This is a genomic window from Marinobacter sp. Arc7-DN-1, from assembly GCF_003441595.1.
Classification (GTDB): domain Bacteria; phylum Pseudomonadota; class Gammaproteobacteria; order Pseudomonadales; family Oleiphilaceae; genus Marinobacter; species Marinobacter metalliresistant.
In genome coordinates, this window is the sequence record NZ_CP031848.1 from 573,987 (window position 1) to 600,950 (window position 26,964).

At 58.5% G+C, this 26,964-nt stretch carries 19 protein-coding genes; 5 read left to right on the forward strand and 14 right to left on the reverse strand.

The window, feature by feature from the left end:
• Window positions 1–36: 36 nt before the first annotated feature.
• Genes D0851_RS02720 through D0851_RS02730 form a run of 3 tightly spaced genes read right to left on the reverse strand, consistent with a single transcriptional unit; the run spans window position 37 to window position 4,173 of the window.
• Complete coding sequence (locus D0851_RS02720) at window positions 37–1,074, reverse strand: DNA polymerase III subunit delta' (RefSeq protein WP_117617244.1); 1,038 nt, start codon at window positions 1,072–1,074, stop codon at window positions 37–39.
• Window positions 1,067–3,142, reverse strand: coding sequence for a DUF3488 and transglutaminase-like domain-containing protein (locus D0851_RS02725; protein WP_227539419.1), 2,076 nt, complete (start codon window positions 3,140–3,142; stop codon window positions 1,067–1,069). Before D0851_RS02725 ends, D0851_RS02720 begins: the two co-directional genes overlap by 8 nt.
• Window positions 3,139–4,173 (reverse strand): DUF58 domain-containing protein, encoded by a 1,035-nt coding sequence (locus tag D0851_RS02730; protein ID WP_117617245.1) that lies wholly within the window; start codon window positions 4,171–4,173, stop codon window positions 3,139–3,141. The genes D0851_RS02725 and D0851_RS02730 overlap by 4 nt, the downstream gene beginning before the upstream one ends.
• Window positions 4,174–4,375: 202 nt before the next feature.
• Here D0851_RS02730 and D0851_RS02735 point away from each other — a divergent pair, with 202 nt between their 5' ends.
• Complete coding sequence (locus D0851_RS02735; protein ID WP_117617246.1) at window positions 4,376–4,993, forward strand: hypothetical protein; 618 nt, start codon at window positions 4,376–4,378, stop codon at window positions 4,991–4,993.
• 139 nt (window positions 4,994–5,132) lie between these two features.
• On the opposite strand, the gene D0851_RS02740 is transcribed toward D0851_RS02735, so the two are convergent.
• Window positions 5,133–6,101, reverse strand: a complete 969-nt coding sequence (locus D0851_RS02740; protein WP_117617247.1) for a DUF6160 family protein — start codon at window positions 6,099–6,101, stop codon at window positions 5,133–5,135.
• Window positions 6,102–6,291: 190 nt separating this feature from the next.
• Window positions 6,292–6,885 (reverse strand): hypothetical protein, encoded by a 594-nt coding sequence (locus tag D0851_RS02745; RefSeq protein WP_117617248.1) that lies wholly within the window; start codon window positions 6,883–6,885, stop codon window positions 6,292–6,294.
• Window positions 6,886–7,067: 182 nt separating this feature from the next.
• Here D0851_RS02745 and pabB point away from each other — a divergent pair, with 182 nt between their 5' ends.
• Window positions 7,068–8,426: an aminodeoxychorismate synthase component I gene (pabB, locus tag D0851_RS02750; protein ID WP_117617249.1), complete on the forward strand. Its 1,359-nt coding sequence runs from the start codon at window positions 7,068–7,070 to the stop codon at window positions 8,424–8,426.
• A 52-nt stretch (window positions 8,427–8,478) separates the two neighbouring features.
• Here pabB and thrH read toward each other — a convergent pair whose 3' ends face one another.
• Window positions 8,479–9,093, reverse strand: a complete 615-nt coding sequence (gene thrH / locus D0851_RS02755; protein ID WP_117620250.1) for a bifunctional phosphoserine phosphatase/homoserine phosphotransferase ThrH — start codon at window positions 9,091–9,093, stop codon at window positions 8,479–8,481.
• A gap of 211 nt (window positions 9,094–9,304) precedes the next feature.
• Between thrH and D0851_RS02760 the strand changes: the two genes are divergently transcribed.
• On the forward strand, window positions 9,305–10,027 hold the full coding sequence (locus D0851_RS02760; protein ID WP_117617250.1) for a phosphoadenylyl-sulfate reductase: 723 nt from the start codon (window positions 9,305–9,307) through the stop codon (window positions 10,025–10,027).
• A 29-nt stretch (window positions 10,028–10,056) separates the two neighbouring features.
• Here D0851_RS02760 and cysB read toward each other — a convergent pair whose 3' ends face one another.
• Window positions 10,057–11,034 carry an HTH-type transcriptional regulator CysB gene (gene cysB / locus D0851_RS02765; RefSeq protein WP_117617251.1) on the reverse strand — a complete coding sequence of 326 codons (978 nt, stop codon included), beginning with the start codon at window positions 11,032–11,034 and terminating at the stop codon, window positions 10,057–10,059.
• Between the two features lie 281 nt (window positions 11,035–11,315).
• On the opposite strand from cysB, the gene D0851_RS02770 reads away from it, so the two are divergent.
• The gene (locus D0851_RS02770; protein WP_117617252.1) at window positions 11,316–14,036 is read left to right on the forward strand and encodes a LuxR C-terminal-related transcriptional regulator; all 2,721 of its coding nucleotides are present in this window, start codon (window positions 11,316–11,318) and stop codon (window positions 14,034–14,036) included.
• 297 nt (window positions 14,037–14,333) lie between these two features.
• Here D0851_RS02770 and dinG read toward each other — a convergent pair whose 3' ends face one another.
• From dinG to D0851_RS02795, 5 genes are read right to left on the reverse strand one after another with little or no spacing between them, the layout of a single operon-like run.
• Window positions 14,334–16,463, reverse strand: a complete 2,130-nt coding sequence (gene dinG, locus D0851_RS02775) for an ATP-dependent DNA helicase DinG (protein WP_117617253.1) — start codon at window positions 16,461–16,463, stop codon at window positions 14,334–14,336.
• The gene (locus D0851_RS02780; protein ID WP_117617254.1) at window positions 16,463–17,113 is read right to left on the reverse strand and encodes a general secretion pathway protein GspB; all 651 of its coding nucleotides are present in this window, start codon (window positions 17,111–17,113) and stop codon (window positions 16,463–16,465) included. Before D0851_RS02780 ends, dinG begins: the two co-directional genes overlap by 1 nt.
• 2 nt (window positions 17,114–17,115) lie before the next feature.
• A complete protein-coding gene (locus tag D0851_RS02785; RefSeq protein ID WP_117617255.1) occupies window positions 17,116–18,852 on the reverse strand; it encodes an ExeA family protein in 1,737 nt (578 codons plus the stop codon).
• 1 nt (window position 18,853) lies between these two features.
• Entirely contained in the window at window positions 18,854–20,341 is a 1,488-nt protein-coding gene (locus D0851_RS02790) for a DUF3336 domain-containing protein (RefSeq protein WP_117617256.1), read from the reverse strand.
• Between the two features lie 29 nt (window positions 20,342–20,370).
• The gene (locus tag D0851_RS02795) at window positions 20,371–21,159 is read right to left on the reverse strand and encodes a VacJ family lipoprotein (protein WP_117617257.1); all 789 of its coding nucleotides are present in this window, start codon (window positions 21,157–21,159) and stop codon (window positions 20,371–20,373) included.
• A gap of 92 nt (window positions 21,160–21,251) precedes the next feature.
• Here D0851_RS02795 and D0851_RS02800 point away from each other — a divergent pair, with 92 nt between their 5' ends.
• Window positions 21,252–21,659, forward strand: a complete 408-nt coding sequence (locus D0851_RS02800; RefSeq protein WP_117617258.1) for an acyl-CoA thioesterase — start codon at window positions 21,252–21,254, stop codon at window positions 21,657–21,659.
• Between the two features lie 12 nt (window positions 21,660–21,671).
• On the opposite strand, the gene D0851_RS02805 is transcribed toward D0851_RS02800, so the two are convergent.
• Both D0851_RS02805 and hrpA read right to left on the reverse strand, forming a co-directional pair.
• Entirely contained in the window at window positions 21,672–22,793 is a 1,122-nt protein-coding gene (locus tag D0851_RS02805) for a beta-ketoacyl-ACP synthase III (RefSeq protein WP_117617259.1), read from the reverse strand.
• Window positions 22,794–22,925: 132 nt separating this feature from the next.
• Window positions 22,926–26,861, reverse strand: a complete 3,936-nt coding sequence (hrpA, locus tag D0851_RS02810; protein ID WP_205422259.1) for an ATP-dependent RNA helicase HrpA — start codon at window positions 26,859–26,861, stop codon at window positions 22,926–22,928.
• Window positions 26,862–26,964 lie beyond the last annotated feature (103 nt).

Sequence of the window (26,964 nt, forward strand, 5' to 3'; positions counted from 1 at the left end):
GGAATCATAGCAGCTGTTGGGCCTGAAGGCGCAATCCTAGTCCCGCCGGGCCGGGCGCTTGACAGGCATCAGCTTCTGCCAGGCTATCAGCAGTCGGCTGGCTTCCAGTTCCGGACTGACATTGTAAACACCGGCGGCTCTCGATTCTTTTACCATATCCAGCAATTCGTGAGCTCGCCAGGGCGGATTCGTTTTTGCCAGGAATCCGAGCATATCGGCCGCATCGGTGTCCTGTGGTGTGCCCCCGGCGATAAGCCGGGCCAGATCCGCCGCCCAGGTTTCGAACAGCCAGAGCGTATCTTCCAGCCCCAGGGCCTTGAACGCCTTGGCGGCCTCCCCCACGGCAATTCGTGACTTCATGAATTCCTTGAACCGCTCCAGGGCCGCATCCCGCAGACCAATGAAGTCCCCGGTTGCATAGTCAAAAGCCAGTCTGGGCGCGTTACCGGACAGCATAAGGGCCCTGGCCAGCACATCGGCAGATGGCCTCGCGTCTTCGGCAAGTTCCTGAACCCGGCTGGTCAGCCAGTGGTTCGCATCCTCGTTACCGGGCACCGGAATGGTCAGTATCTGGCAGCGGGAGCGAATTGTGGGAATGACCGGGCGGCCGGTCTCCTGCAAAAGGATCAGGGTGACGTCGGGTAACGGCTCTTCCAGCGTCTTGAGTAATGCGTTCGCCGCGTTGATATTCAGTTGATCCGCACGATCAATGATGGCCACCTTGTGATGCGCCACCTGGGGCGACGCGACTGCAAAGGACGAGAGCGCCCTGATCTGATCCACCTTGACCATGCGGGATTTCTCTGGCCCATAGACACGGACATCCGGGTGGCTGGATGCCGCGAAAAGCTCGCACTGCTTGCAGTGACCACAGGCAATCGGCTGGCCTGAATCCCTGTTCAGCGGCTTGTCACAAAGCAGCAACCCGGCCACGGCCTCTGCCCAGGCGCGCTTGCCGACACCCCGCTCCCCGGCGAGAATCAGAGCGTGGGGGAGCCTGTCCCCGGCCACCCGGCTCTGTACCGTTCGCCAGGCACGCTTGAGCCAGGGCATGTCTTGGGCAATATCAGTCACGGCGCCTTCCTGTCCGGGAATTGGATCTGCGTAATTGTCGCTTCATGGTGGCGAGCAGCCGGCGCATTCGTTTCAGTTGCTCGCCCCCCTCATCCTCTGTGCCTGCGCTATAGTAATGGCTGTTGACCATCCGGGCAAAAAGCCTGGCGGAATCCGCCGCCGCGGGTTCCGCCTTTGCCAGTCTCGTGGCCAGCACAGACGGCGTCTCGCCATGGCGAACCGGCACGCCGGCGCTCGCGCACAGCCGGTGCCAGGTATCCACAACCCGCCGGAAGGCGTTCCGCTTTTCCCCACGGCGCATCTGCAACGCTGATATCAGGCCCGCGATCAGTAATCCGGCCCCGACAATGCCCGCCGTCAGGTACCCCAGCTCCCGCATACCAAAGCCGCCCGGCAACCGGGACATCAAGTCCATCTGGCTCTGGCCCTGATAACCGACGACCCAACGTTGCCACTGATAGTTGATGCGGTCCAGTTGCAGGCTCGCCCACTGAACCAAAGCAACGTTTGCGTACCGCTGGGGCGAGGCCCAATCGTTTTCGAGAAACGACCCTTCTTGCGCAACCGCTTCTCTCAGGCCGGATTCGATGCGCTCGGGTGCAATTGCCGCGGTGGGGTCGATCCGTACCCAGCCCCGGCCATCCAGATAGGCTTCAACCCAGGCATGGGCATCGTATTGGCGTACGATCAGGTAATCCCTCCCGGCACCGGGCTCACCGCCCTGATAACCAACCACCACGCGGGCCGGTATGCCTGCGGCCCGCAATACAAAGGTTGTCGCGCCCGCGTAATGGGCACAGAAGCCCCGCTTTTTGTCGAACAGCAGGGTATCAATGCCGTTGTCCGGCATGGCAGGCGGCCTCAATGTGTAAAAATAAGCCTGCTCCCGAAACCGCTCCATCAGTGAACGGATGATCTGCTCGTCGCCCATGCTTCGACGGAGCTCCCCGGCCAGCTCACGGGCCCTTGGGTTGCCTTCCCCGGGCAGTTGGAGATACCGGCGAAGTTCAGGCCTTTCGATCTGCTCACCTGAGCCGGCTTTCTCTTCCAGGGCCAACCGGTAACGAACCGGGCTGTCAGCGGGCCGACGAAACCGGAACAGGTCGGCCGATTCCTCAACCACGTTGTCGGACACGGCCCGGGAATTTTCCAGGGCAAACGCCCAGCGCTGGTCCGTGGGTTCCAGCAATACGTCGTACTCTTCAGGTTTGAGCGGGCCAACACCGCCATCGACGGCGACCCGACCAAGCGCACGGAAGTCTCCGGCTTGCCCCTGCCTCCAGGTTTCGCCGTCCAGGTAATCCAGGGTAAGGCCACGCCAGTAGCGATCACGATACGGCGGAATCTCGCCACCGAAGGTCACCCGGAACGCCCGTTCGCTGCTCTGCGCCAGACTGGAAATATCGCCTGGTCGCATGGTGTCGCCGATACCGGTCCGGGCCTCACCCGAAACCAGGGGGACGCTCCACAGCGGTGACATGCGCGGGAAGAACACGAACAGCAGAACCACAACAGGCAGAGTCTTCAGGAACAAGGCCCCCAGCCTCCGCCATCCGGATTTCATCCCCCCTGGCAGTTCCGGTGCGTTAAGTACCTGCAACCCCACGAGAAGCAGCGCAATGCCGGTAAAATTCACCAGAGCCCAGAGAATCTCCTGATGAAACAGGAAGTTGACCGTAGCAAGGTAAACGAGAATAAAAAACAACACGTAGAAATCGCGCACTGACCGGGTTTCCAGCCATTTCAGGCCTACAGCAAGCACAAAGAAGGATGCAGCCGTGTCTACCGTAAAGCGCCCTTGTACCGTAGCCACATAGACGCCAGTCAGCACCAGCATTATCCCGGTTCTGAGCCAGCGGCCCGGCAATCTGACCCGGCCATACCGGGCCAGCCATCGCCAGCTGGCGAGTACAGCGCAGGCCGCGATGAGCCACAGGGGAAGCCGGTCCCACTGGGGTGTTAACAGCAGCGCAAAACTGCCTATCAGCCACAGCAGGGCTCTCGATGGCAGGCTGGTTGCCGGTACCTTGTCCGCGTCGTTTCCGCTCAGACGATCCAGAAGGCTCAAACCCGACCCTCCGTGATAACCCGCGACGATGTCCGTGAAGACCGTTTCCGGGTGCCATGGGGTTCAGACATTGCGTCCCTGGGCCGTTCTTCACCCCAGGTTGCCAGCACCCTGAGGCACCGGGCCGCATGCGCAGGCCCGGAATCCGGTTCAATAATCTGCCCCGGAAGATTCAGACCAAACCGGGCCCCGCTTTTGCCACGCTCATTGACCAGAAAGGCCAGATAGCTTAGCCGCAACTCATGATCCGCACCCGGATAGGCATTGAAATCCAGCCAGTGCGGACTTCCCTGCTCGCCCTCCCAGTCTGCGACAACCATCTGCCCGGTTCTTGCAAACCGCTTCCACAAAACCCGCTGGCTCAGATCCCCCTCCCGCCAGGGCCGGATATCGGCATGGTCGTTACCATCAACGGATCGCGCCTGGGCGGACTCCTCGCCATCCTCAACCATGCTGAACGCCTCCGGCGCGGGCACCGGCCTGGGGAAGACAACACCGGCGGACACCGGCCGGATCCAGGACCAGGCCTTCAGCAAGCCAAACGGAAACTGGGTTTCTATACGGATCCTGTCCGGGCGCAGGTATCCCCGGTGAGCGGAATGAACTGGCAGGCTGACATCCTGCGCCTGCCCGCAATGGACATGCACCAGGGCATGGCCCGATTCCCCACAGGAAAGCAGGATGGCAATGGCATCATCCCGGCCCGCCCTGAGCCGGAACCGGAAGGGAATATCATCGCCGGCAAAGCCTTCCCCTGGCTGAACCAGGGTCAGTTCAAGGCCAGAGAGATTTCGATGGGTCTGGTGCATGGCGCCGACAAAAACGGCACCCAGGAGGAACGTGCTCAGATAAATCAGGCTGTTCTGATAATTGATGCCGGTTAACAGCATGATGAATAGCAACAAACCGAAAACCACGCCGGCGCCGGTTGGCAGAATGAAGATATTTTTCTGGCTGAAGGACTGAAGATCAGACCGCGGAATCCGTCGGTTGATCCAGCGCTGCCAGCGGTTTCTGAACAGATTTTTCATAGTGTCGCTGAGGCCATGTAATGCCGAAAAAGTAATGCCAAAAAAGTTCACGGTATTCGACCATGATTTTGCCGTTATTGATAACAGTACCGAAAAATCAAAGATTCTGATCACAATCCGGATATTCCGGCTTGAATTCCTGTCCTACAAACCGAATACTCGGCTCACGGAGCGTGCTTTTTAAACCGCAAGAGGCCAGATTATGAAACGCCAACACCTGCTCACCACCGCCATTAGCGGCCTGGTTGTTGCCTTACCCGCCTTTGGTGGCGTTCAGACCATGACCTCCGACGAAATGGTGGAAACCTATGTCAAGGATTCCGCGGTCATTGTTGTCCCCAAACACCGCCAGAAAACCGAAGCCGACCGGCAACGCATCCTGCGCTCCCTGACCATCTCCCCCGGCCAACCGGTTCTGACCGAAGCTGAAGAAGAAGCCTACCGGGAAGCCCTGCAACGCTATATTGATGAGGGCAAGACCGATGCGCTGGAAAATGCAGAGGAAGAGTTCCTGCGGCGCGCCCTGCTCCTGCCTCAGGAAGAGCTTGCCCGGGCGCAGCCCCCGGCGGAGTTCACCCCGACGATCCCGCCGCTGATCTTCGGACAGCAGGCCCAGATTCCGGAAGAGCCCTTTACCCAGACCTTTCTTAACGATCAACTGGGGATCGGCTTTGACGGCCAGAATCTGAATTTCAGCATCGGCAATCCGCCGGGCATTGACCAGATCCGGATCCCCCAGGCGATCAACGAAGGGCCGATTACGCTGACGCCAAGGCCGGGTGGTGGGTTTGATCTTTCCATTGCGGTGCCGGATCAGTAACGCCCGGTTCCGCTGATCCTGAAACAAAACGGCAGCCATTGACTGGCTGCCGTTTTTATTGGCCTGACGTTTTCAGAGAACCAATAAAAACGCCCCGCAGAGCGGGGCGTCACTTCACCAACGTTGGTCTCAGGTCAGATTAGTGACCGTAGATAGCCAGCTTGGTGTTCTGAATATGCAGGTTGTCCATAGTGAAAGAACCGACGCTGGTTCCACCGACAAGAACACCCGCGACGTTCACATCCATGATTACGTCGTTGACATCAACCCGCAGCACGTCGGTCTTAGCCGATGCACCCAGGCCATTTCCTTTGTATACGTCCATGTTGACGTTTGCAAAGCCCATGTTTAGCTTCTCTTCTTTAGTGTCTCCGGCAACGCCACTGTTATCAAGATCCACATCTGAGAGATCAACCACACCGTCGCCATTGTAATCGAAGTTGGCACCAGCACCGGTCACCGACAGGCCACGGACACCCACCGCCAGGAACGGAACGTCAAATTCCATGTTGTTCACGGTGAAGGCGGTGTCGATGTTCAGAGAACCGTCACCGGTTCCGCCGAGAGTCGTTGCGGCATCTTCAGTATCGACCCGGATATCCAGTCTGCCCACCATACCCCAGGCCTTCATTCCGGAGATCAGGGTAGTGCTCTCACCGGCAGTACCTTCCAGGTTCATCGAGGAAGCAGTGAAGCCCCAGTCAATCGGCAGACCACTGATCGTCTTAACCGAAATGACAGCATCACCGTCGGAAGCCAGGTCAATGTTGATGGCCAAATCGTCCAGAAGCTCGGTCGCTGCGATGTCAGGAGTTCCATCACCGTCGATATCAAAGATAGGGTTCGCACCGGTGATCAGACCAGCACCGCCGAGCTCAATGTCGTTGACGGTGAAGGAACCGCCACCAATCTCGCCGGCAGCACCTGAATCAGTATCGGTGTACCTGAACTGACCGATGCTTACCTGGGTTTCCAGCTCGATGGTCACACCAGCCTGACCGGTGACGTTACCCATCATGGAGTCATTCAATGCCGTCAGTTCTGCCTGTGCGGCGAACGGAGCGGCGGCTACGGCTGTAGCAAGTGCAATTTTCTTCAGGCCTTTCATCTTTATCTCCTTATAAACTCATCATTATTCTTGTGTGAGTCTGTATTTTTTGAAGCAGGATCCGCGATCCCACGAATCCATTTAAGATTGTTTTACAGTCCGAATCCGTGATTGCACTCACAATTCTCAACGACACTGAAACAAACCGTTACAAAGCGGATTTGCGTCACGTTTTTCCTTGCGCCTGCTCCTACCCTTCACTCTCAGCTTCCCGGCCGTCATAGAAAAGCTCGTATGGCTTTTTCTGGGTGCTGGGCTGGCCAAAACTCAGGTCGCCCTGATCAAAACGATAAGGCACAACCTGTAAGCCCGAAAGCCCCAGACGATGCTCATGCTCGATAGCAAGAACCCGGGTATTCTCACCTTCTTCCACGGTGCCTGCATAGACTATTGCGGTTGCGAGAATCTTTCCGTGCCGGGCCAGGGACTTTAAAGCCGCCCTAAACATCAGCACCTTCATGGTTGCGGCAGCTTTCTCCCCGCTCTCGCCCAGCCGAACCCGTTTAACCTCGCCATCGTTCATCATCATCCAGGCGGCGGGAATGACCACACCACTCTGCTCAAGCTCACCCCCCACCTCGTCGCGGGCAACGGCCGTCAAAGTCTGGATATGCTTCGCCGCGAGCCCGGCGTATTTCTTAATTTCATCCGAAGTTAACTGGCCGTCAGCGAGAGCGTTGCGATCTGGTATATCTTCATCGGCGCCAGTTGGCGCTGCAACAGCCGGCGAAACGGCTGCCAGGATCAGCAGAGTGGATAGAAAAAACGGTTTCACGTGCCCCATAATCGTTGTTGTCCTTATATTCCGTTGTCTGGTAAGGAAGCGCGGACGTTAGTGCTGTAAAATAGCAACAAGCCTGCCGGCTACCCTTTAATTCCATTTTCATTAGATCAGTGGCCCGACGATTTCGACAACGCCCGTTTTGTGCCCTGTTTATCATTTTTTCAAAATTCTTCGGAGGTACCTTGAGCCCGGCCACGACCCGCCAGCTTTCTCGGGATGAATTCAGGCGCCTGCTTCGGGAGGCTTCGGGGAAGGATGATTTTGTCCATGTCGGCACCGTGGGTGAAGGCCCGGGGCGTGGTACCTGGAGTGGGTTTTCGTGCAGTGCGGTCCAAAGCCGGGTTCTGTATCCGGGCGATACGGACAGTGACAGGATCGCACGGCTGGCCGAAGAAATGGAAACGGAAGCGGCCAGGTATGCGGGGTATTCGGTTGGCCTTGACTGCCTCGCCGGTGGGTGGATTGGCTTTCTGAGTTACGAACTGGGTTATATCCGGGAGCCGCGACTTGCTCCCATCTGCCCCACGCCCCCCGTGCCGTTGCTCGCCGCAGGGCTTTACCTGTGGCTGGCCAGCCATAACCGGAAAACCGGGGACTATTGCCTCTGGATACACCCGAACTGTCCCGGTAGCCTGGTCACTCAGATCAACGGATGGCTTTCGCTTTCGTTTCATACGGAAAGCCAACCGTGCTCCTGGAAGGTCACGGAACCTTTCAAACCCAGGCAAGCGCCCGAAGCCTTCAAGGCAAGCGTTCAGGCCATCCGGGATTACATCCGTGCCGGCGACTGCTATCAGGCCAACCTGTCGCAGGAATTTGTCGGAAAGTTCACTGGTGACCCCTGGTGCGCTTTTCAGGCATTGGCAAACGCCAACCCCACGCCCTATAGCGCGTTCGTCCGTGCCGGAGAGCACTCCGTGCTTTCGATCTCACCAGAACGATTCCTTGAAATTAAGGGCCGTACGGTCAGGACAAGCCCCATCAAAGGCACTCGCCCCCGCGGGAAAACGACCAATGAGGATGCATCTCTCGCCGCCGAACTTCAGACCTCGGAAAAGGATAGGGCCGAAAACCTGATGATCGTCGATCTGCTGCGCAATGATCTCAGCCTGAACGCCAGAACCGGCAGCGTGAAAGTCGGCAAGCTGTTTGCCCTTGAGTCCTACCGGAACGTCCACCACCTGGTCAGCCACATCCGGGCGGAGCTGGCGGACGGCATAACCCCCATGAAGGCCCTGTTCGATGCCTTCCCGGGCGGGTCCATCACCGGCGCGCCCAAAATCCGGGCCATGGAAATCATCCGGGAACTGGAACCCCACTGGCGCGGCCCCTACTGTGGCTCGATTTTCTATCGCGGACTGGATGGCACCCTGGACAGCAACATCGCCATACGCACCATGCTGTGCGACGGCAAGGGCACCATTCGTTGCTGGGGCGGTGGCGGTATCGTGGCGGATTCCGATCCGGAGGCCGAGTATCAGGAGACCCTGGCGAAGGTCGGGCCTTTGATGCGGTTTCTGGAAACGTTGGTTATCGAGTAGTGAAAATGGGGTCAGAAGAAGGCTTTCTTCTGACCCCTTTTCAGCCGTCGACTCAGGCGCTGTGAATGGCGCTGGCCTTAAGGAATTCCTGCCTCAAATCATCGAAGTTGTGCACCGCCGGGAACTGCGGAAACTCATCAATGACATTCCGGGGCGCGTGGAACAGAATGCCGGCCTCGGCCTGGCCCAGCATGGTGGTGTCGTTGTAGGAATCACCCGCGGCGATGACGCGGTAGTTCAGCAGCTGGAAGGCCCTTACAGACTGACGCTTGGGATCGCGCTGGCGCAGAAGGTAGTTGGCGATCCGGCCATTATCCGCCACTTCAAGTTTGTGGCAAAGCAATGCCGGGTAGCCCAGCTTCTTCATCAGGGGCATGGCGAATTCGTAGAAGGTGTCCGACAGAATCACCACCTGAAAACGCTCCCGCAACCAGTCCAGGAATTCCCGGGCACCGGGGAGCGGGTCCAGCTCACCGATCACTTCCTGAATCTGGGGCAAGCCGTAGCCATGCTGGTCCAGCAGTTTCAGGCGCTGCTTCATCAGGACATCGTAATCCGGAATGTCGCGGGTGGTGGCCTTGAGCTCATCAATGCCGGTTTTTTCGGCGAACGCGATCCAGATTTCCGGGATCAATACTCCTTCAAGGTCAAGGCATGCGAGTTCCACAACGGTCTCCTGATTGATTGGTAGGGGCAGCAGCGGCAAATTCACCGGCCGGGATACGGAGCGTATGATAAGAAAAACCGGGCGGGAATGCATCGTGGAAGTGTAAGTCCATCCTGATAAACGGCGGAATAACCATATAGATTGTCATTCCTTCAGGGTATGAGGCATTTGATGGTAGCCTTTTCACACATTTAGATTAGGTGATTCCGGCATGACCGATATTCAAACCTTGCGGGAGGAGCTCGAAGGCCAGAGCCCCCGTTCGATTCTCAAGGCCGCCCTGAAACAGTACGACAACATCGCGATCTCCTTCAGCGGTGCGGAAGATGTGGTACTGATCGAGATGGCCCACAAGCTCACCGACAATCTGCGGGTATTCACCCTGGATACCGGGCGCCTGCATCCGGAAACCTACGAGTTTGTGGAACGCGTTCGTAAACACTATGGCATAGAGATCGAGGTTCTGTTTCCGGACGCGGAGGAAGTTCAGGACATGGTCAACAAGAAGGGCCTGTTCAGCTTTTACGAAGATGGCCACGGGGAATGTTGCGGTATCCGCAAGGTCAATCCGCTGCGCCGCAAGCTGGCCACGGTTGATGCCTGGATAACCGGCCAGCGCAAGGACCAGAGCCCGGATACCCGCAACGACGTGCCGGTCGTTCAGGAAGATACTGCGTTCTCAACCGATGAGAAAACCCTGGTGAAGTTCAATCCGCTGGCGAACTGGACTTCAAAAGAAGTCTGGGACTACATCCGGATGTCCGAGGCGCCCTATAACGAGCTGCATGAAAAAGGGTTCGTCAGCATTGGCTGCCAGCCGTGCACCCGCCCTGTCCTGCCGGGACAACATGAGCGGGAAGGTCGCTGGTGGTGGGAAGAAGCCACCCAGAAAGAGTGTGGCCTTCATGCGGATAATCTGATCGCCCGGGACTGACCGGGCGGCGAGCTACCCGCGCTCACCGGTTAATAAGTGGGTAGCTCGATTTCCCTGAACAACTCCTCAATTTCTGATCGACTTCCCTGGTGAGCGACCGCTTCGTCCACCTTCTCTTTGGCAAGATGTGGTGCAAAGCGCTGGATGAAGTCGTACATATAGCCCCGTAGGAAAGTGCCTTTTCGGAACCCGATGCGCGTCACGCTGGGGCGGAAAAGTTTCCGGGCGTCCAAAGCAACCAGATCGGTATCGGTTTTCGGGTCGAATGCCATACTGGCGATGATCCCGACACCGAGGCCGAGCCGCACATACGTCTTGATAACGTCCGCATCCGCCGCCGTGAACACGACCTTGGGTGTCAGCCCCTGGGACTGGAACGCTTCGTCAAGTTTTGAACGACCGGTAAAACCGAATACGTAGGTGACCAACGGGTATTCCGCCAGCTCGGCCAGTGTCAGTTCCGGCAACGTCGCAAGCGGGTGATCCCTGGGCACGATCACACTGCGATTCCACCGGTAGCAGGGCATCATGATCAGGTCGTTAAACAACTCCATGCCCTCTGTCGCAATCGCAAAGTCAACAGCGCCGTTAGCGGCCATTTCCGAGATCTGCATGGGCGTTCCCTGATGCATATGCAGGGAAACGTCCGGATACGCCTCAATGAAACCGCTGATCACCGGCGGCAGCGCGTAACGGGCCTGGGTGTGGGTGGTGGCAATACTCAGGTCCCCCTTGCGCTGGTTACTGAATTCCTGGGCAATCTTCTTGATGCCCTCCACCCGCCGGAGAATCTCTCCCGCCTCCCGGATGATAATCTCGCCGCCCGGGGTAATACGGGTCAGGTGCTTACCGCTGCGGGCGAATACCTCCAGGCCCAGTTCATCCTCCAGCAGACGGACCTGCTTGGAGATACCCGGCTGGGAGGTAAAGAGGCTTTGAGCGGTTGCGGACACATTCAGGTCGTGATGCGCAACTTCCCAGATGTAGCGCAACTGTTGTAGTTTCATTGAGTCTGTTGCTCCCTGGAGATCGAAGGACCCTGAAGAAGAATACGCATAAAAATACAGGCTTTCATTCTTTTTTAATATAGGCAATTCTCTTCACACAGTTTAGACCAAAATTGCATTTCCGCAGCCCCTGATAAAACCCGGTCGTGAACAAGAGCGATTAAGACTGATTAATAGTGATTAAGACTGATTACGAGTGATCCAGTGCGTCCATGGCCCTTGACTTGGTCACGACAAAGGACACAATCCCTAATCGATACGCTCCACCTTTCAGGGAAACCATGCTGCTGACCACCAAATTCCTCAGGCCCACCTCTGATTCCCGCGCGGTAAAACGCGAGCGGTTGAGTGCGCTCCTTGAGCCCGATGGCCCGAGACGCCTGAATCTGGTGATTGCACCGGCAGGGTTCGGAAAAACCACCCTGGTGACTCAATGGTGCTCGCGGTCGTCATCACCGGCCGCATGGCTTTCCCTGGACGAGCACGATGATGAGCCGAGGCGCTTCTGGCAGTATGTTACCGGCGCCTTCGAACACGCCGGCCTGGCCGGTGCCGGTGAGCTGCGCAAACAACTGGCCCACGGCACCGACGAGGCCTTCACCGAAGCGATTACAGGGCTAATCAACACCCTGGCACGGGATGGCAGCCCCTGGACCCTGGTACTGGACGATTTTCATTTCATTCACGAACCTGCCATACACCGGCAATTCGCCTATTTTGTCGATTACCTGCCTCCGGGCGTCGCCGTAACCCTTGCTTCCCGGACCGAACCGCCGCTGCCTCTGGCACGGTGGCGGGTGCGCCGCTGGACCCAGGACCTACATCCCGGACTCCTGGCGTTTTCAGAAGAAGAATGCCGGCAATTTTTTCAGGGCACCATGGGCCTGGACATTTCCGAGGAAGACGTCCGGGCAATTTGCCGGAAAACAGAAGGCTGGGTTGCCGCCATGCAGCTGTCGGCACTGTCCGGCAAAGGAAACCCGGCGGGAACGAAGCAGATTGATCTGGACGAGCGCCATATCAGTGACTATGTATTGAGCGAGGTATTAGACCAACAGCCGGCGGAACTGGCGGATTTTCTGCTGGAAACCGCCTGCTGTCCGCGCCTGTGCGCCTCATTATGCGATTCGATCCGCAGCTCCGGCGACAGCCAGGAAATCCTGGAGAAGTTGCTCAGCCAGAACCTTTTCCTGATCCCCCTCGACACCCGGAATGAGTGGTTTCGTTATCACGATCTGTTCCGGGATGCCCTGCTCCTTCGTATTCGTCACAGCCAACCCGAGAAGGCAGCGCAATTGTGGCAGAGAACCGTAGACTGGTTGCTGGCCCACGGCCATGTTCAGGAAGGCATTGCCCAGATCGTCCGTCACGCAGACTGGCACTGGCTGGCCCGGGTACTGGCCGAGCATGGCAATAACCTGATTCATGGCGGATATCATTTACCGGTTCTGAACTGGCTAGACGCCCTGCCCCAGGATCTGGTCACCGACAACCCACAACTTCAGATGCTGCGAATCTGGGGGCTGTTCTTCGCCAACCGTGTGGACACCCTGGCGCCCTTGCTGAGCTCTCTGGAAGATCTTCTCGACCGGCACGTGGCGGATTCCCATCCTGATGCCGAAGGCGCGCTCGGGCTCCAGAGCGAGATCTCACTGATGCGCTCATACCTGGCCCGGACCCGCAGCGATGACAAAAGCGCCACCGATCTCACACGGCAGGTTCTGAAAGAAATCGATCATACCCGCATCCCCCTGAAATCGGTGACCTATTACGGTCTGGGCCTGGACTACTATGGCAAGGGCGAGCTCACCGAAGCCGAAGACGCCCTGCAGTCCGCCGTCCGCTACGGTCAGGTGGAACAAAAGCCGAGCACCGTTCTCTCCAGCGGCGGATTGCTGGCATGGATTCAGTACAACCGTGGCGATATTGACCTGGCCCTGGATACCTGCACCGATATCCGTCAGTGGGTGGACCGGCACTATGCGGACCCCAGCCAGCCCAGGCTGATTTCCTGCTGGCAGAACAGCACCTTGTGCGAAATTCACCGGGAGCGGGACCATCCCCAGCTTGCGGCCACCCACCTTCAACCATTGCTTGAACACGTGGAACGGGGCACGGAAGCCGGGCAGCACGTGGTCATCCAGTACGTCCGCGGCCACCTTGCCTTCAGCGAGGGCAAACTCCAGGAGGCCATCGAGGCGCTGGAGGACGCCGCCCAAACCGCCCGGAAACGCCGGGAACAGATTCTTTTCGAACCACCGGCCAGTACCGCCCTGCTGGCTCGGTGCTACCTGGCCGCCGGTTTCCCGGACAAAGCCCGGGGCTGTCTCGATTCAAGAGTGGATGCCGAGTTCACCAATCCCCTGAACCGGGAACAGAACCGGATCAGTGAGGCGCGGGTAATGGTGGCCCTGGATCAACCTGAACGGGCCCAGGAAATTCTCAGCGCACTCCTTCAGCCGGCCGAGCGTAACGCCCACAACCGTCATCTGGTGGAGATCCTGCTGGTTTATGGCGAGGCCCTGGCACTTCAGGGCCGCACAGAAGAGTCCCGACAAATGCTCACCCGGGCAATCAGCCGGGCCGCCGACGCCGGATTTATGCGGTTGCTGGCAGAAGAAAGCCCGCACCTCCGTTCGCTCCTGCTGTCTTTACCCGCGCTGAACGCACCGGGTAGCTGGAACAGCGGCGTGCGGACCATGCTTCTGAAGCAGGAAGAGATGGCTGGAACGGCCGCGGCAACCCGGGCGACTGAAACCGTCAGGTCGCCGGAACGCTCAGCCAAAACACCGGAAACCCTTCCAGAGCCCCTCAGCCAGCGTGAGCTGGAAGTGCTTGCACTGATTCACCAGGGCCACGCCAACAAGGAGATCGCTTCCCGGATGAGTGTGGCTCCGGCCACCGTCAAGGCCCACATCCGTAACCTTTACGGCAAGCTGGGCGTGGGCCGAAGAACCGAAGCGCTGGCCCGGGCGCGGCAACTCGGGCTCCTTGATAACTGACAACAGCGCCCACGAAATGGGACCCCTGTCACATTTAACTGCAACTTTCTAAGCCTGCTACGCCCTTTGGACGATCCGTTTACGCCCCCTGCTCCTCTATCATTTGTTCAACGGTGAGGGAAACCTTGCCAGGAATTCTGAAACTTCAGGCCTTCAGATTTCTTGTTCCGCGTTGTTTCGACGCCCGGGTTCAAAAGGACCCCTTTGATGAGAGCCACCCCATCTGGGCTGGCTCTTTTTTTTGGGCGGGCTATCTACCTGAACGCATCGTACTCGAAAGAATGGTGCCGGGGAGGATCAGCGTTCGATGATCCGCCGGAACGGCGGCAAGGCATCAAGCAACAGCTGGCCGTAGCGCCTGGCGATGATCCGGCGATCCAGAATGGTGACCCGGCCGGTATCCTGCTCGGTCCTGAGCAAGCGCCCGACCGCCTGAACCAGCTTGATCGAGGCATCGGGCACCGTGATCTCCATAAACGGATTACCACCACGCCGGGTTACCCATTCAGCAAGGCCCGCCTCTATCGGATCATCCGGCACAGAGAACGGCAGTCGGGTAATGACCACGTGGTGGAGGTATTTACCCGGCAGGTCGATACCCTCGGCAAAACTGGCCACCCCAAAGAGCACACTGGGCCGCCCCTCATCCACGCGGCTGCAATGCTGGCGAAGCACCTCACCCTTGGCCATGTCATCCTGGGTGATAATCAGCTCCGGATAGTCCGGCGCCAGTGCGTCACGCACCTGGATCATCTGGCGCCGGGAAGTGAACAGAACCAGCGTTGCCTTTTCACCTGCCCACAGATCGGGCAGGCGCTTGACCAGCTCATCGGTAAACCCGTCATCGGTCGGCAGGGCAGACATCGCCGGCACTTCCACGGTGGCCATTTCGGCATAACGGAAGGAACTGGGAACCACCAGGAAACGGCTGTCCTGGGGCAATCCCGCCCGGGCGTTAAGCCGGTCAAACCGGCCGAGCGCGGTCAGCGTTGCGCTGGTCAGCACAGCCCCGTAGGCCCGGGACCAGAGCCGGGAATACAGCAGATCGTCTGCGAGCACCGGAGAGCTGTAGAGGGTAATGTCTTCGGCGTGATCCCATCGCTGCCGGACCGCCCAGCGCGCGGGAGGCGGGCTACCTCCTTGCTCACACCAGGCCGTCCAAAGTCTCAACTGATCTTCGGCACGACTGTGGAAAGAGCCGATCACCGGATACCATGCCTCGGCAGTCTCACGGTCTAATTCGTGCTCTTTGCGTTCATCAAACGCCCCCTGCAACTCATCCGCCAGCACACCAAGCTGACGCACCAGGTTCGCGGTGGCAATCCGGGTCTCAGCCGACAGATCCGCCATGGCTTCGGGGAGCTCACCCTCCGGGTAACGCCACTGGGCTGTTCGGCGCTCCTCGTTGAATTCCCAGCCGGTATTCTGCTCTGCTTCCTCATAGACCCTGGCCAGAACAAGATCGACATCCCGGGACGCAGAGCCAATGCGGTCGAGACTCTTGGCAGCCTGGCTGCCTCCCGGCAGGTAAGGCTGCATTTTGACCAGCGCCTGGGAGAGCTGCTTCAGCCACTGGCGTGTGGCGTTCAGGGAAACCGAGGCGGCAAAATGATTCAGGGCCTTGTCCGGAAGGTGATGGGCCTCATCAAAAATGTACAAAGCGTTTTCAGGCTCGGGCAAAATGGCACCGCCACCGAGCGCCAGATCCGCCAGCACCAGATCATGGTTCGCCACTACGATATCGGCATCATCCAGATCTTTCCGGGCGTCGAAAAACGCACAGCTGTCGAAGTAGCTGCAGTGGCGGTTGGTGCACTGCCGGTGGTCTGTTGTGACCTGGCGCCAGACATCGTCCGGAATCTGTTCCGGCCAGTGGTCCCGGTCGCCATCCCAGTTTCTTGAACCATAACTGGCGAGCATCTCCTCGAAGAAAGCCCGTGTGCCCGACGCTTCGGACCTGGGGCCATCCAGCAGGAACAGCGGCATGGTGTCGCTGTCGCCATTGCCCTCGTCGTGCAGGCGCGCCTCCAGTCTGGACATGCAAAGATACCGGCCCCGCCCTTTGGCGAGGGTCCAGTTGAAATCCATCTTGCTGTGCTTTTTGAGGTCCGGGAGGTCCTTCAGAACAATCTGGTCCTGCAATGCAACGGTGGCCGTGGAAATAACCAGGGTTTTGCCCAGGGCTTTGGCCACGGGAATTGCCGCGATAAGATAAGCCAGGGTCTTGCCGGTACCGGTCCCCGCCTCTACAACGCACGCTGACGCCGGCGAGGTTCTCTGGCCATCGTTCCCGGTGATCTCACCCATGTATTTTGCAATTTCAGCGATCATCAACCGCTGGCCGTAGCGGGCACGGATATCCTTGCCTGCCAGCACGTCGCGGTAGCCCTGCTGAATCTCGTGCTTGGTGTCGTCAGTCAGAGCCATTATCGGGGGCTCACCCAGTCCCGGACCACACCAACCCGGAAGCGTTGACCGTTAAGGCTGAGTACAACGCCCTCCCCGGTGATGTCTTCCACCCGCAGACCGGAAAACGAATCACCGATTCGCAGATAGGCATTATTAATCATGACGCGGCGGGACGCCGGGGATGATGAGTAGATATGGCTGTTAAAGGTCAAATCCGGGACACTCTTCTGAAACGAAAGGGGCAACTCTACCAGATGGGGCACCCTGCCCGCTTGCTCAGGCACCGGCAAGGGTGGAAAAGTCTGTGATGAATCGGATGAGGGTACAATAATGGTCGCCCGCTCCCGGGGCACGGGCGCCGCGGCGGCCTCAGCCTTCGGCAGGCTCACAGGTGATTCCGGTTCCGGTTCCGGTTCCGGTTCCGGTGCCGGTGTCACCGGTGGCGCTTCAACCTGTTCGGCCGGCTGATCTGGTGGCTGGGAGCCTGGCCAGAAGACAAACGCCAGCACGCCGGCGTTGAGCATCAGGGCGACAGCGACCCAGGCCACCGGCGATACCCGCTTCTTCTTTGGCCGGTGTATCAGCTGCACCTGCTGGCCAAGGTCGGGCACCCGCCCCTGGCGGCGCTCCGTTTCGGATTTTCTTAATGCGTCAAGAATATAAGACATAGTTACTCTCGATTTCCCGACCGATTTCCCGACCGGTTTCCCGGCACTGAGGGCTGAAGCCGGGGAACAGACGCCTCAAGATCGTTATTCATCTGGATGATGGTCATGGCGCCGGCGATTCCGTCAACGGTAAGACCCCGGAGGGACTGATACCAGCGAACCTGCTCTTCGGCACTCATCCGCTTGATCTGATCGCTTTCCGGGCGGCCGGCACTGAGCGTCTCCGCCAGCTCCATCATCCGGGCGCCAATCCATAACTGCTGGCCGTTCCCGGTACTGTAAAAGCCGTCGCCGGTGAGGTATTCCGGAAGGCGCCACAATACCCGGTATTCCCCAAACCAGTAAGGCTCGATACTGGCGAACGATAGCTCCACGTTAGCGGACGGCAACGCAACTTCGGCCATGTCGCCATCTAGGTGACGAATCACAACGTAACCGTCGTTGCCGGCCTGATCCTGAAGCCGCAACATCGCCGGGCGATCCAGAAACTCAAGGCTCCGGCGACTGCCCTGCCGCTCCAGACACGCCAACCCGTTTTCTCTGGCAAAATCACAGGCCACTGGCGCATCGGCAGGCTGATAATTGCGCCCCCAGATCCCGAATAACATCCGGAAGGCATCGACTGAATCCAGCAGCTGACCGGGAACGTCCAGTTCCGCAAGAGCCTGACGCTCAGCAACTTCGTTGTTGTTCGCGGAATCCGCCCTTTCCGGCATTTCCGCCTCAGCCATTTTGCCCGGCTCATCCGCAACCCGCTCGATGGCACCCTGCAATGGCTCCCCCGGGGGCTGCTCAGCGAAAGCCGGCTCGCCCGGGGCCCAACGCTCAAACAGCCAGGCGGTTCCGATAATGGCAACAAGCATGGATGCCGCAACGATCAGGTACTGGGATCTGTCTGGTGAGCCACCTTGCCGCGATGGCCCGGGGCCAGCGGAATGGCCACGAACCTCTTTTGCTGCGTGCCGAATGTGATCAGCGGTAATTTCATGCTCACCTTCCGCGTAGGCCCCAAGCAGAGCCCGGTCGCTGATCAGATTGATCAGCCGGGGAATACCCTGGCTTTCCCGGTACAGTCGCTGAACGGACCGGGGCGAGAAAATGTCCCCGCGCATGCCGGCCACGCTGAGTCGATAGCGAAGGTAGGCCGGCAGCTCGTCCTTGCCAATCGCATCAAGGTGATAACGCGCGGTTACCCGCTGGTTCAGTTGCCGCAGTTCCGGAAGGGCAAGTATCTCCTGCAGTTCCGGCTGGCCAAGCAGGACAATTTGCAGCAGTTTTTTCTCGGCGGTTTCCAGATTGGTCAGGAGCCTGAGTTGTTCAAGCACCTCCGCAGACAGATTCTGGGCTTCGTCGATCATCAACACCTTGTGACGGCCCGCCGCGTGCGCCTTCAGCAGGTCCTGGTTGATGAGATCCACCAGTTCCTTGATGGTGGCGCCGATGTCGTGGGGAATCTCAAGCTCGTCGCAGATGGAGGACAGCAACTCCCGCGCAGAGAGCCGGGGGTTGAGAATCAGCGCTATATCGACATTGTCCGGAGCGTTTTCAATAAAGCAGCGGGATACCGTGGTCTTCCCGGTCCCTACTTCACCGGTAATCACAATGAAGCCGCCCTGGCCCTGAACACCGTACATCAGGTGCGCCAGAGCTTCCTTGTGGCGATCACTGAGATAGAGGTAACGGGGGTCTGGGGCGATAGAAAACGGCGGTTCGCGAAAGCCGAAAAAATCGTAATACATGTCAGGAGGTACCGGAATCCGCGTTATTAACCAACCTGAGCCCGGCAGTGCGCCGGTTCTGCTGTTTCAGTCGACGCACGCACCGCTCAAGGGTTTTGGAGATCCGGGCATGGGAGCGAATCATGGAAATCCTGGGCCAGGTGGCCCGTTCGCCGGCAAGAATCATTTCCCTTACGTAGGCGGGATCCGGATTAGCCAGCATGCGGCGATAGTCCCTGAATGAATAGGTTGGTGCGATGGTAACGTCTCCCGAATACCGCTGAGCCATAATCGTGTACAACTGACCGGACACCTGCCGCAGGAGTTCCGGCCTTACCCGTTTGCGCAGGTAATCGAATACCCCCTTGCCGTGGAACTGGATTTCCGATTTCAGCAGATGCATCGGGAGACTGCCCAGGGAGAGCTTTTCGTCTCTGCCTCGCTGGGTGAGGAACGGCACAACATGGGGGTTGGCCTGGCTCACAATTGTGTAGTTAACGTCGTAGAGATGCATCAGGCGGTCAATTGGGAGATCGCTGACCACCGAACCGTCCACAAACTTGAGGCGTGGCATATAAGGCAGGGTATTGCCGTGGATGTCTTTTTTCATCAGGGTGACCGGCGGAAAAATACCCGGAACCGCCGCACTGGCCAGAGCCGCACTCCACACCATCAGGTAGGGCGATGTATAGCCGCACAACAATCGCGCCTTTTGATGCGCCTGTACCGGTGACACACTTACGTTAATAGAGCGACCAGTACGCTGGTAGGCCTCTTCGAAGGTGTATTCACCAATATTCGCCCGCAGGCAGCCGCGCAACTGCTCCTGATCCATGAGGCCGTCGCCGCGAACGGCACTGATCAGGCCCCGCCACTTCCAGGCCTTGAGGTTGTGGTTTTCCGGTACCAGCATTTCCGGTATTTCCGCATCGGTATGCACACCGAGAATACCGGCAATGATGGCGCCGATACTGGAACCGGCGATCACCTGGGGCAGAAGGCCTTTCTCCCAGAGCGCCTTGATCACCCCGAAATGAAACATGCCGAGGGTGGCACCGCCACTGAGCAGCAATGTCGGCCGGCCGTAGCTTGTCAGGGTATCCCGGAAAAACTGGAGCTTGTCCGCCACGGGGAAACCGGGCACCGAATGGTCGCAGAGGAAATCCAGCGCTTCGCACACCTGGGCAATGTATTCCTCGATCAGATGCTTGGTGCCAACCCGGGACCGGGTGTAGAGCGCAGGATTGCCCATGTTACCAAGATCGTGATGCAAGCCCTCCCTCAGGGCCCGCTTCAGGCGCTCAACGTCGTTCTGCTGACGATACTGCTTAAGGTTGCTCAGGCGATCATAAATGAGCTCGTAGTGGTAGAGACCAGAGGCAAAGTCCTCTTTCCACTCGGCATTGCCCTCCAGAAAATCCAGTTCCAGCGCCGCCGCCTTCCAGACTTCATAGTTCGGCGCCTCGGCCAGCATTTTCCGGAACTTGGCTAATCTTGGATCCTCTAGCACCGCTGACCTCCTTTCAACCCGCCCGAAACTCAGAAATCATCCAGCATCAGATTTTCATCATTGCCACTGGCAAACGGATCATTGACCACTTTCCCATCGTTTATCAGGAACTCACGACGTTGTAAAAACGCGTTTCGGAGGAAAACATACCTGTCGCCGGAAATGAAGCTCTCCGCCGGAATCAGATCAGCCCGCTTATCGACAATCTGGAGAGCCCGGGCAGAATAAGCCTCATGGCTTTCCACGGTGTCCCAGGCTGAAGGCAGAGCAAACCCGTCAGTTACAAAGCCGGTGAAGTGCCGGGGTGTCGAGGGACCAAGAAGCGGTAGCATCAGATAGGGTCCCGGTCCCGCACCCCAGTAGCCCAGGGTCTGTCCGAAATCCTCCGGCCGCTCCGGGAGTTCGAAAGCCGTGGCCACGTCAATCAGGCCCAGGAGGCCGAACGTTGTATTAAAAGTAAAACGCCCGACAGCCACCACCGCGGACTCCCCTTTTAACTGGAGCACGCTGTTGGTGAAGTTCCGGAGTTCGGTGAGGTTGTTGAAGAAATTGGTAATACCCCGGTCGATCAGCCGCGGGGTAAAGTTCCGGTAGGCCTGTGCCACCGGCTTAAGAAACCACCGGTCAATGGTTTCGTTGAAGTTATACACCTTGCGGTTCCAGTTCTCCCAGGGGTCCTTCAGGTCAACCGGCACTGAGCCTTCCGGCGCGGGCTCCTTCATGGTCTGGGCTGTTGCCTGACTGGCGGGAAAAAGCACCGCCATAGCAAGGCTCGTCACGATGGCGATCAACCAGCGTCGGATAAAAAGATATTTCATTTTCGGCTCATGGGTTGTTTAATTCGTCTCGACTCGCCGAAAATACCGGCGCTTTACTTATCATTATTAAACCGTTGTTACGGAGGAACCCGATGTCAGTCCCGGGAAATCTTGTAAGCACGATTACCATGCCGCTCCGCTGGGGAGACATGGATGCATACGGCCACGCCAATAATACAGTTTACTTCCGTTTCTTTGAGGAAGCGCGGATTGTGTGGCTGGCGTCACTGGAACTCGGCGGTCCCGGCGAGCCAACCGGCCCGATTATTATAAAGACCAGTGCCACCTTTCTAAAGGAATTGAACCATCCGGCAACGGTAGAGGTGAAAACATACGCTGACAAAGCAGGCAACACCAGCCTCGACACCTATCATTTGCTGACAGATGTCGATACCGGCGCCATTTATGGGGAAGGTTATGCCAAAATTGTCTGGTTCAACCGGGCAACACGGTCATCGGCTCCGCTGCCAGAGACCTTGCGGGCGCTGGCAACGGGTTAACCCGGCGAGAGACTATCGGCGGCGCACCACGACGCTGCCGATCGAATAACCTGCCCCAAACGAACAGATCACGCCCAGATCACCACTGGCCAGGTCTCCCTTGTGCTTGTGGAAGGCGATGATGGAGCCTGCGGAGCTGGTATTGGCGTACTCGTCCAGAATAACCGGCGCCTCATCTTCGGTGGCATCACGGCCCAGCACCTTGCGGGCAATCAGCTGGTTCATATTGAGGTTGGCCTGGTGCAGCCACATTCGCCGCAGATCGTCCGGGGCAATCGCGAGGCTCCGAAGCTGGTTCAGGATGGTCTCAGCCACCAGTGGTGAAACCTCCTTGAACACCTTGCGACCCTGCTGCACAAACAGCTTGTCGGGTTTGCCAATGCCGGATTCGTCTGCCCGGTTCAGGAAGCCAAAATTGTTCCGGATGTTATTGGAGAATTTCGTCTTCAGGCTGGTACCGAGAATCCCGAACCCCTGTCCGGCGCGGGCATCCTCCTCCCGCTCCACAAAAATCGCCGTGCAGGCATCACCAAAAATGAAGTGGCTGTCCCGGTCCCGGAAGTTCAGATGGCCGGAGCAGATCTCCGGGCTCACCACGAGCACCGAACGGGCGCTGCCGTTTTCCACGGAATTCACGGCAGCCTGCAGGCCAAAGGTCGCCGAGCTGCAGGCAACGTTCATGTCATAGGCAAAACCGTTGATCCCCAATGCTTCCTGAACTTCGATGGAAACCGCCGGGTAGGCGCGCTGCATATTCGAACAGGCGACAATAACGGCATCCACGTCCTGTACGGATTTGCCTGCCTGTTCCAGCGCTTCGCGGCAGGCGGCGACGGCCATTTCGCATTGAACGGAGCGCTCTTCGTTACTGCGCTCCGGGATGTAAGGCGCCATGCGCTTGGGATCAAGGATGCCGTCCTTGTCGATAACATGGCGGCGCTTGATACCGGAGGCTTTTTCTATGAAGGCAGAAGAGGATGGCTGCAATGGGGCAACCTCGCCCTGGGCAATGGCGTCTGCATTCTCTGCATTAAACAGTTCGACGTACTGGTTAAAGGCTTCCACCAGTTCGTCGTTATCAATGGTTGCTGGCGGTGTGTAGAGACCGGTCCCGCTAATAACGGCTTTAATCACGCTAACCCCACGTCATGATTGTGAAAACAGGATGTCAGAAAAATCCACTGTCAGAAATACTAACACAGTCTCCGGGTTTTGCCCGCCGGGAATCAGTCAGGGGCGCCGGATTGGTGCGGGTCTGTCGACGCCTTAAACCCGGGTTTTCTCCCACTGCCGGTCCATCCGTTTTACCGATACCGTCATAACCGTGCCCAGTTGCTGGGCAAAAAACGATACCCGGAACTCCTCAAGCATCCACCGGTAAAGCACCAGCTCCGGATCCCGCACACCCTGGTGCTGCTGTTCGTCACGCTTTACCGCATAGCGGGACCAGAGTGGCTCGATGGTATGCAGGAATTCGCGCTCCCGGCCCATTTCCCGGGGCATTTTTTCAAGCCGGATCAGGGCGGCCTCGAAGTAACGACCGAATTCCGCCAGCCACTCCGGCGGCGTATCTACCAGGAAGCCCGGATAGACAAGATTCCGCAGCTGGAACTTCAGATCCGCCATGCTGTTCGCCAGGGCCAGGTTGATCTTGCCTTTGAGCCGCTTCGCCACTTTCTGGTAGCCGGACATGGCCTGAAACAGCCGCTCGTCCGCCTGCTCAAGCGCGGGAATGAAATCTCCCCGGTGCCTGTCAAACGTGTGCTCAAAGTCATCGGCATTTCTCGGGATACCTTCGATGAGAAAATGCTGCATGGCCGTCGCCAGCAGCAGGTCGTCCAGCAGAACTTTTGCCTGGCCCACCGGGGCAAACATCAGGGCGGATTGCCGGAACTCCGGGAGCTTGCGCTCGAGGTCATCCAGGGTCTTGCCGAACCGGTTGAGAATCAGGCGGGCAACCGCCTTGCGAGTAATGTCCTCTGCCGTCAAACGGTCCAGACACCGAATCTGCCGGACCTGTTTGCCGAGGTCTTCCAGTGCCGGGTACACCGTTACCTGCATCCCGCCTTTTTCGGTCTGTACCTGTTCGGGCAATTGTCCGAACTTCCAGTCGGTATAGGCCCCCACCGGCTCCGTCGAGGCATTGTCACGGGTCGCCGAAGCCAGCGCCTCCTCTGCCCGGCCCTCAAGCTGACCCTGAAGCTCGATGGTATCCCGGCTTTCGGCAATCGCCTTTCCACCATCGCCCATAACCCGGAGGTTCATCCGCAAATGCCTGGGCAATTCCGCCTCAGACCAGGCGTCCGGGTCGATTCTCACGCCAGTCATCCGGCGCAGTTGTTCGCCCAGTTGCAAAGCCAGCGGCTCATTGGATGGCTGGAGATTGGCCAGGGCCGCATCAACAAAATCCGGTACAGGGACGAAATTGCGGCGCAATGCCTTGGGGAGGGACTTCACCAGGGCTACGCATTTCTCCCGTAACAGCCCCGGCACCAGCCACTCAAGCCGGCGGGACGGAATCTGCTTCAGGGCCATCAGGGGAACCTGAAGGGTAACGCCGTCCTGTTCGCTGGCAGGCTCGAATTCGTAACTCAGCGGGTAGCGGACGCCTTCCCACTCCAGGTAATCCGGGTACAACTCCGCCGCCTGGGCGTCGACCGGGCGCTGGAGAATGTCGTCTTCGGTGAGTTCCAGATCTTTCAGCTGCTCCGCCGAAAGGCCTTTCCACCAACTCTCGAAATGGCGCCCGCTGACGATATCCGCCGGCAGGCGCTCCTCGTAGAACGCCACCAGAACGTCATCATCGACCAGAAGATCCCGCCTCCGGGTTTTCTTCTCCAGGTTTTCCACGGTATTGAGTATTTCCCGGTTACGGGCAATGAATGGTGCCCTGGACCGGTAATCGCCCTCAACCAGCGCCCTGCGGATGAACAGAGTGCGACACTCGGCCGGATCCACTTTGGCGTAGGGAATCCGACGTTTGGCCACGATATCCAGGCCGTAAAGCGTCACCTTCTCGTAGCCCATCACCTGAGCCCGTTTCTGTTCCCAGTGGGGCTCAAAATAATGGTGTTTAACAATGTGGCCAGCCAGGGGCTCAATCCATTCCGGCTGAATGGACGCCACCACCCGGGCGAACACCCGGCTGGTTTCAACAATCTCGGTGGCGACAATCCACTTGGGACCGGTTTTGGAAACCCTGGAGCCCGGGAAAAGCATCACCTTCCGGTTGCGGGTGGCGAGATATTCCTTTTTCTCAACCTTGACGGCCACCTGCCCCAGCAGGCCGGCCAGAATAGCCTTGTGGAGCGATTCGTAGCTGGCGGCCTCCTTGTTCACCGCCAGTTTCTGTTCGCGGCAAATCAGGGTGAGCTGGCGATGGATGTCCCGCCATTCCCGCATTCGCATCCAGCTCAGGAAGCTCTTCTGGCAGACCTTCTTCAACTGATTCTGGGACAACTCCTGGCGCTGCTCCTCGTAATAGTTCCAGACGTTCAGCAGGGTAACGAAATCCGATTCCTTGTCATTGAACGGGGCGTGCGCCTGATCGGCCGCCTGCTGTTTGTCCTGGGGGCGTTCACGGGGGTCCTGAATGCTCAGGCCGGCAATGATGACCAGGGTTTCCGACAAGCTGCCAAGGTCGGCGGCGGTTACCAGCATTCTGGCCAGCCGCGGATCCAGAGGCAGTCGCGCCATGGTTCGCCCGAGCTTGGTAACGCGACGCTTGTCATCAACTGCCCCCAGCTCTTCCAGCAGCTTGTAGCCGTCGTTGACCTGCCGTTTGTCCGGCGGTTCAAGAAACGGGAACTGCCGGATCTCGCCGAGCCCGGAAGTGGCCATCTGAAGGATGACTGAAGCAAGGTTGGTGCGCAGGATTTCCGGATCGGTGTATTCCGGGCGGTTGATAAAGTCGGTGTCGTCGTACAGCCGGAAACAGATGCCTGGTGCCACACGACCACAGCGGCCCGCTCTCTGATTGGCACTGGCCTGGGACACGGGTTCTATCGGCAGCCGCTGGATCTTGGAGCGAACGCTGTAGCGGCTGATCCGGGCAACGCCGGTGTCGATCACATAACGAATGCCCGGCACCGTCAGCGAGGTTTCCGCCACGTTGGTCGAAAGCACAATACGCCGGCCTTTGTGAGACTGGAACACCCGGTTCTGCTCGGCATTGCTCAGGCGGGAATACAACGGCAGCACTTCGGTATGCTTCAGATCGACATGGCGCAGAACCTTGCTCAGGTTCCTGATTTCCCGCTCGCCGGGCAGGAACACCAGCACATCGCCCGGTGGCTGCTTTTCACTGCGCTCGTGCTGTTCGATTTCCTCCAGGGCACCCAGAACCCCGTCGGTCCAGCCCTGATCCCGGTCATCTTCATCGCCCGTCAGCGGCCGGTAACGGATGTCCACCGGATAGGTCCGCCCGCTTACCTCAATCACCGGAGCCTTGTCGAAGAACTCGCTGAACCGGTCCACCTCAATGGTTGCCGAGGTAATAATGACCTTCAGGTCCGGTCGCCTGGGAAGGAGCTGGCGCAGGTAGCCGAGCAGAAAATCGATGTTGAGGCTGCGCTCGTGGGCTTCGTCAATGATCAGGGTGTCGTAGCGGTCCAGAAACCGGTCGTGCTGAACTTCCGCCAGCAGGATGCCATCCGTCATCACCTTGACCCTGGATTGCTCCGAGGTGTTATCGGTGAATCGAACCTGGTAGCCGATCTGCTGACCGGTCTGTTCACCGATTTCCTCGGCAATCCGGGCGGCCACACTGCGGGCGGCAATTCGGCGGGGCTGGGTGTGGCCAATCAGCCCCCGGGTACCCCGGCCGCTGTTCATGCAGATTTTCGGGATCTGGGTGGTTTTACCGGAACCGGTTTCACCGGCAATGATCACCACCTGGTGGTTTTCGATGGCCTCCCGGATATCATCCACCCGCTCGGAAACCGGCAACCCCTCCGGGAAACTCGCCGGTTTGTGCAGGGCGTGTCGCTGCTGCACCTTCCCGAGGCCGCGCTCCAGCCAGTTGGCCATCTTTTCCAGGTCTTTCTGGCCCGGCTTGCCCTTGGTGCGGGCAAGGGTTTTCACGATGCGTGCCGCTTCCTGCTGGTTGCAGGCGTCCAGCTGCGCCATCATGGCCTTGACGGCGGCTTCGCCGTCCGGTTTGAGTGTCGGTGTTCTGGAAGTATCGGAACGGGTGTCTGTCATTGAATTGCCGGAATTACGCTCACTCGGATCTGATTGGGCGACAGTCTATCGGGAAAGTCAGGTGGTTAAAAACGGAAAAACCCCGCCGAAGCAGGGTATTCCT

Excerpts from the sequence above, each read along its gene's own strand:
- D0851_RS02730 (WP_117617245.1), bottom strand. The coding sequence starts at position 4,173 with ATGAAAAATCTGTTCAGAAACCGCTGGCAGCGCTGGATCAACCGACGG.
- D0851_RS02735 (WP_117617246.1), top strand. The coding sequence starts at position 4,376 with ATGAAACGCCAACACCTGCTCACCACCGCCATTAGCGGCCTGGTTGTT.
- D0851_RS02740 (WP_117617247.1), bottom strand. The coding sequence starts at position 6,101 with ATGAAAGGCCTGAAGAAAATTGCACTTGCTACAGCCGTAGCCGCCGCT.
- D0851_RS02745 (WP_117617248.1), bottom strand. The coding sequence starts at position 6,885 with ATGGGGCACGTGAAACCGTTTTTTCTATCCACTCTGCTGATCCTGGCA.
- D0851_RS02760 (WP_117617250.1), top strand. The coding sequence starts at position 9,305 with ATGACCGATATTCAAACCTTGCGGGAGGAGCTCGAAGGCCAGAGCCCC.
- cysB (WP_117617251.1), bottom strand. The coding sequence starts at position 11,034 with ATGAAACTACAACAGTTGCGCTACATCTGGGAAGTTGCGCATCACGAC.
- D0851_RS02770 (WP_117617252.1), top strand. The coding sequence starts at position 11,316 with ATGCTGCTGACCACCAAATTCCTCAGGCCCACCTCTGATTCCCGCGCG.
- dinG (WP_117617253.1), bottom strand. The coding sequence starts at position 16,463 with ATGGCTCTGACTGACGACACCAAGCACGAGATTCAGCAGGGCTACCGC.
- D0851_RS02780 (WP_117617254.1), bottom strand. The coding sequence starts at position 17,113 with ATGTCTTATATTCTTGACGCATTAAGAAAATCCGAAACGGAGCGCCGC.
- D0851_RS02785 (WP_117617255.1), bottom strand. The coding sequence starts at position 18,852 with ATGTATTACGATTTTTTCGGCTTTCGCGAACCGCCGTTTTCTATCGCC.
- D0851_RS02795 (WP_117617257.1), bottom strand. The coding sequence starts at position 21,159 with ATGAAATATCTTTTTATCCGACGCTGGTTGATCGCCATCGTGACGAGC.
- D0851_RS02800 (WP_117617258.1), top strand. The coding sequence starts at position 21,252 with ATGTCAGTCCCGGGAAATCTTGTAAGCACGATTACCATGCCGCTCCGC.
- hrpA (WP_205422259.1), bottom strand. The coding sequence starts at position 26,861 with ATGACAGACACCCGTTCCGATACTTCCAGAACACCGACACTCAAACCG.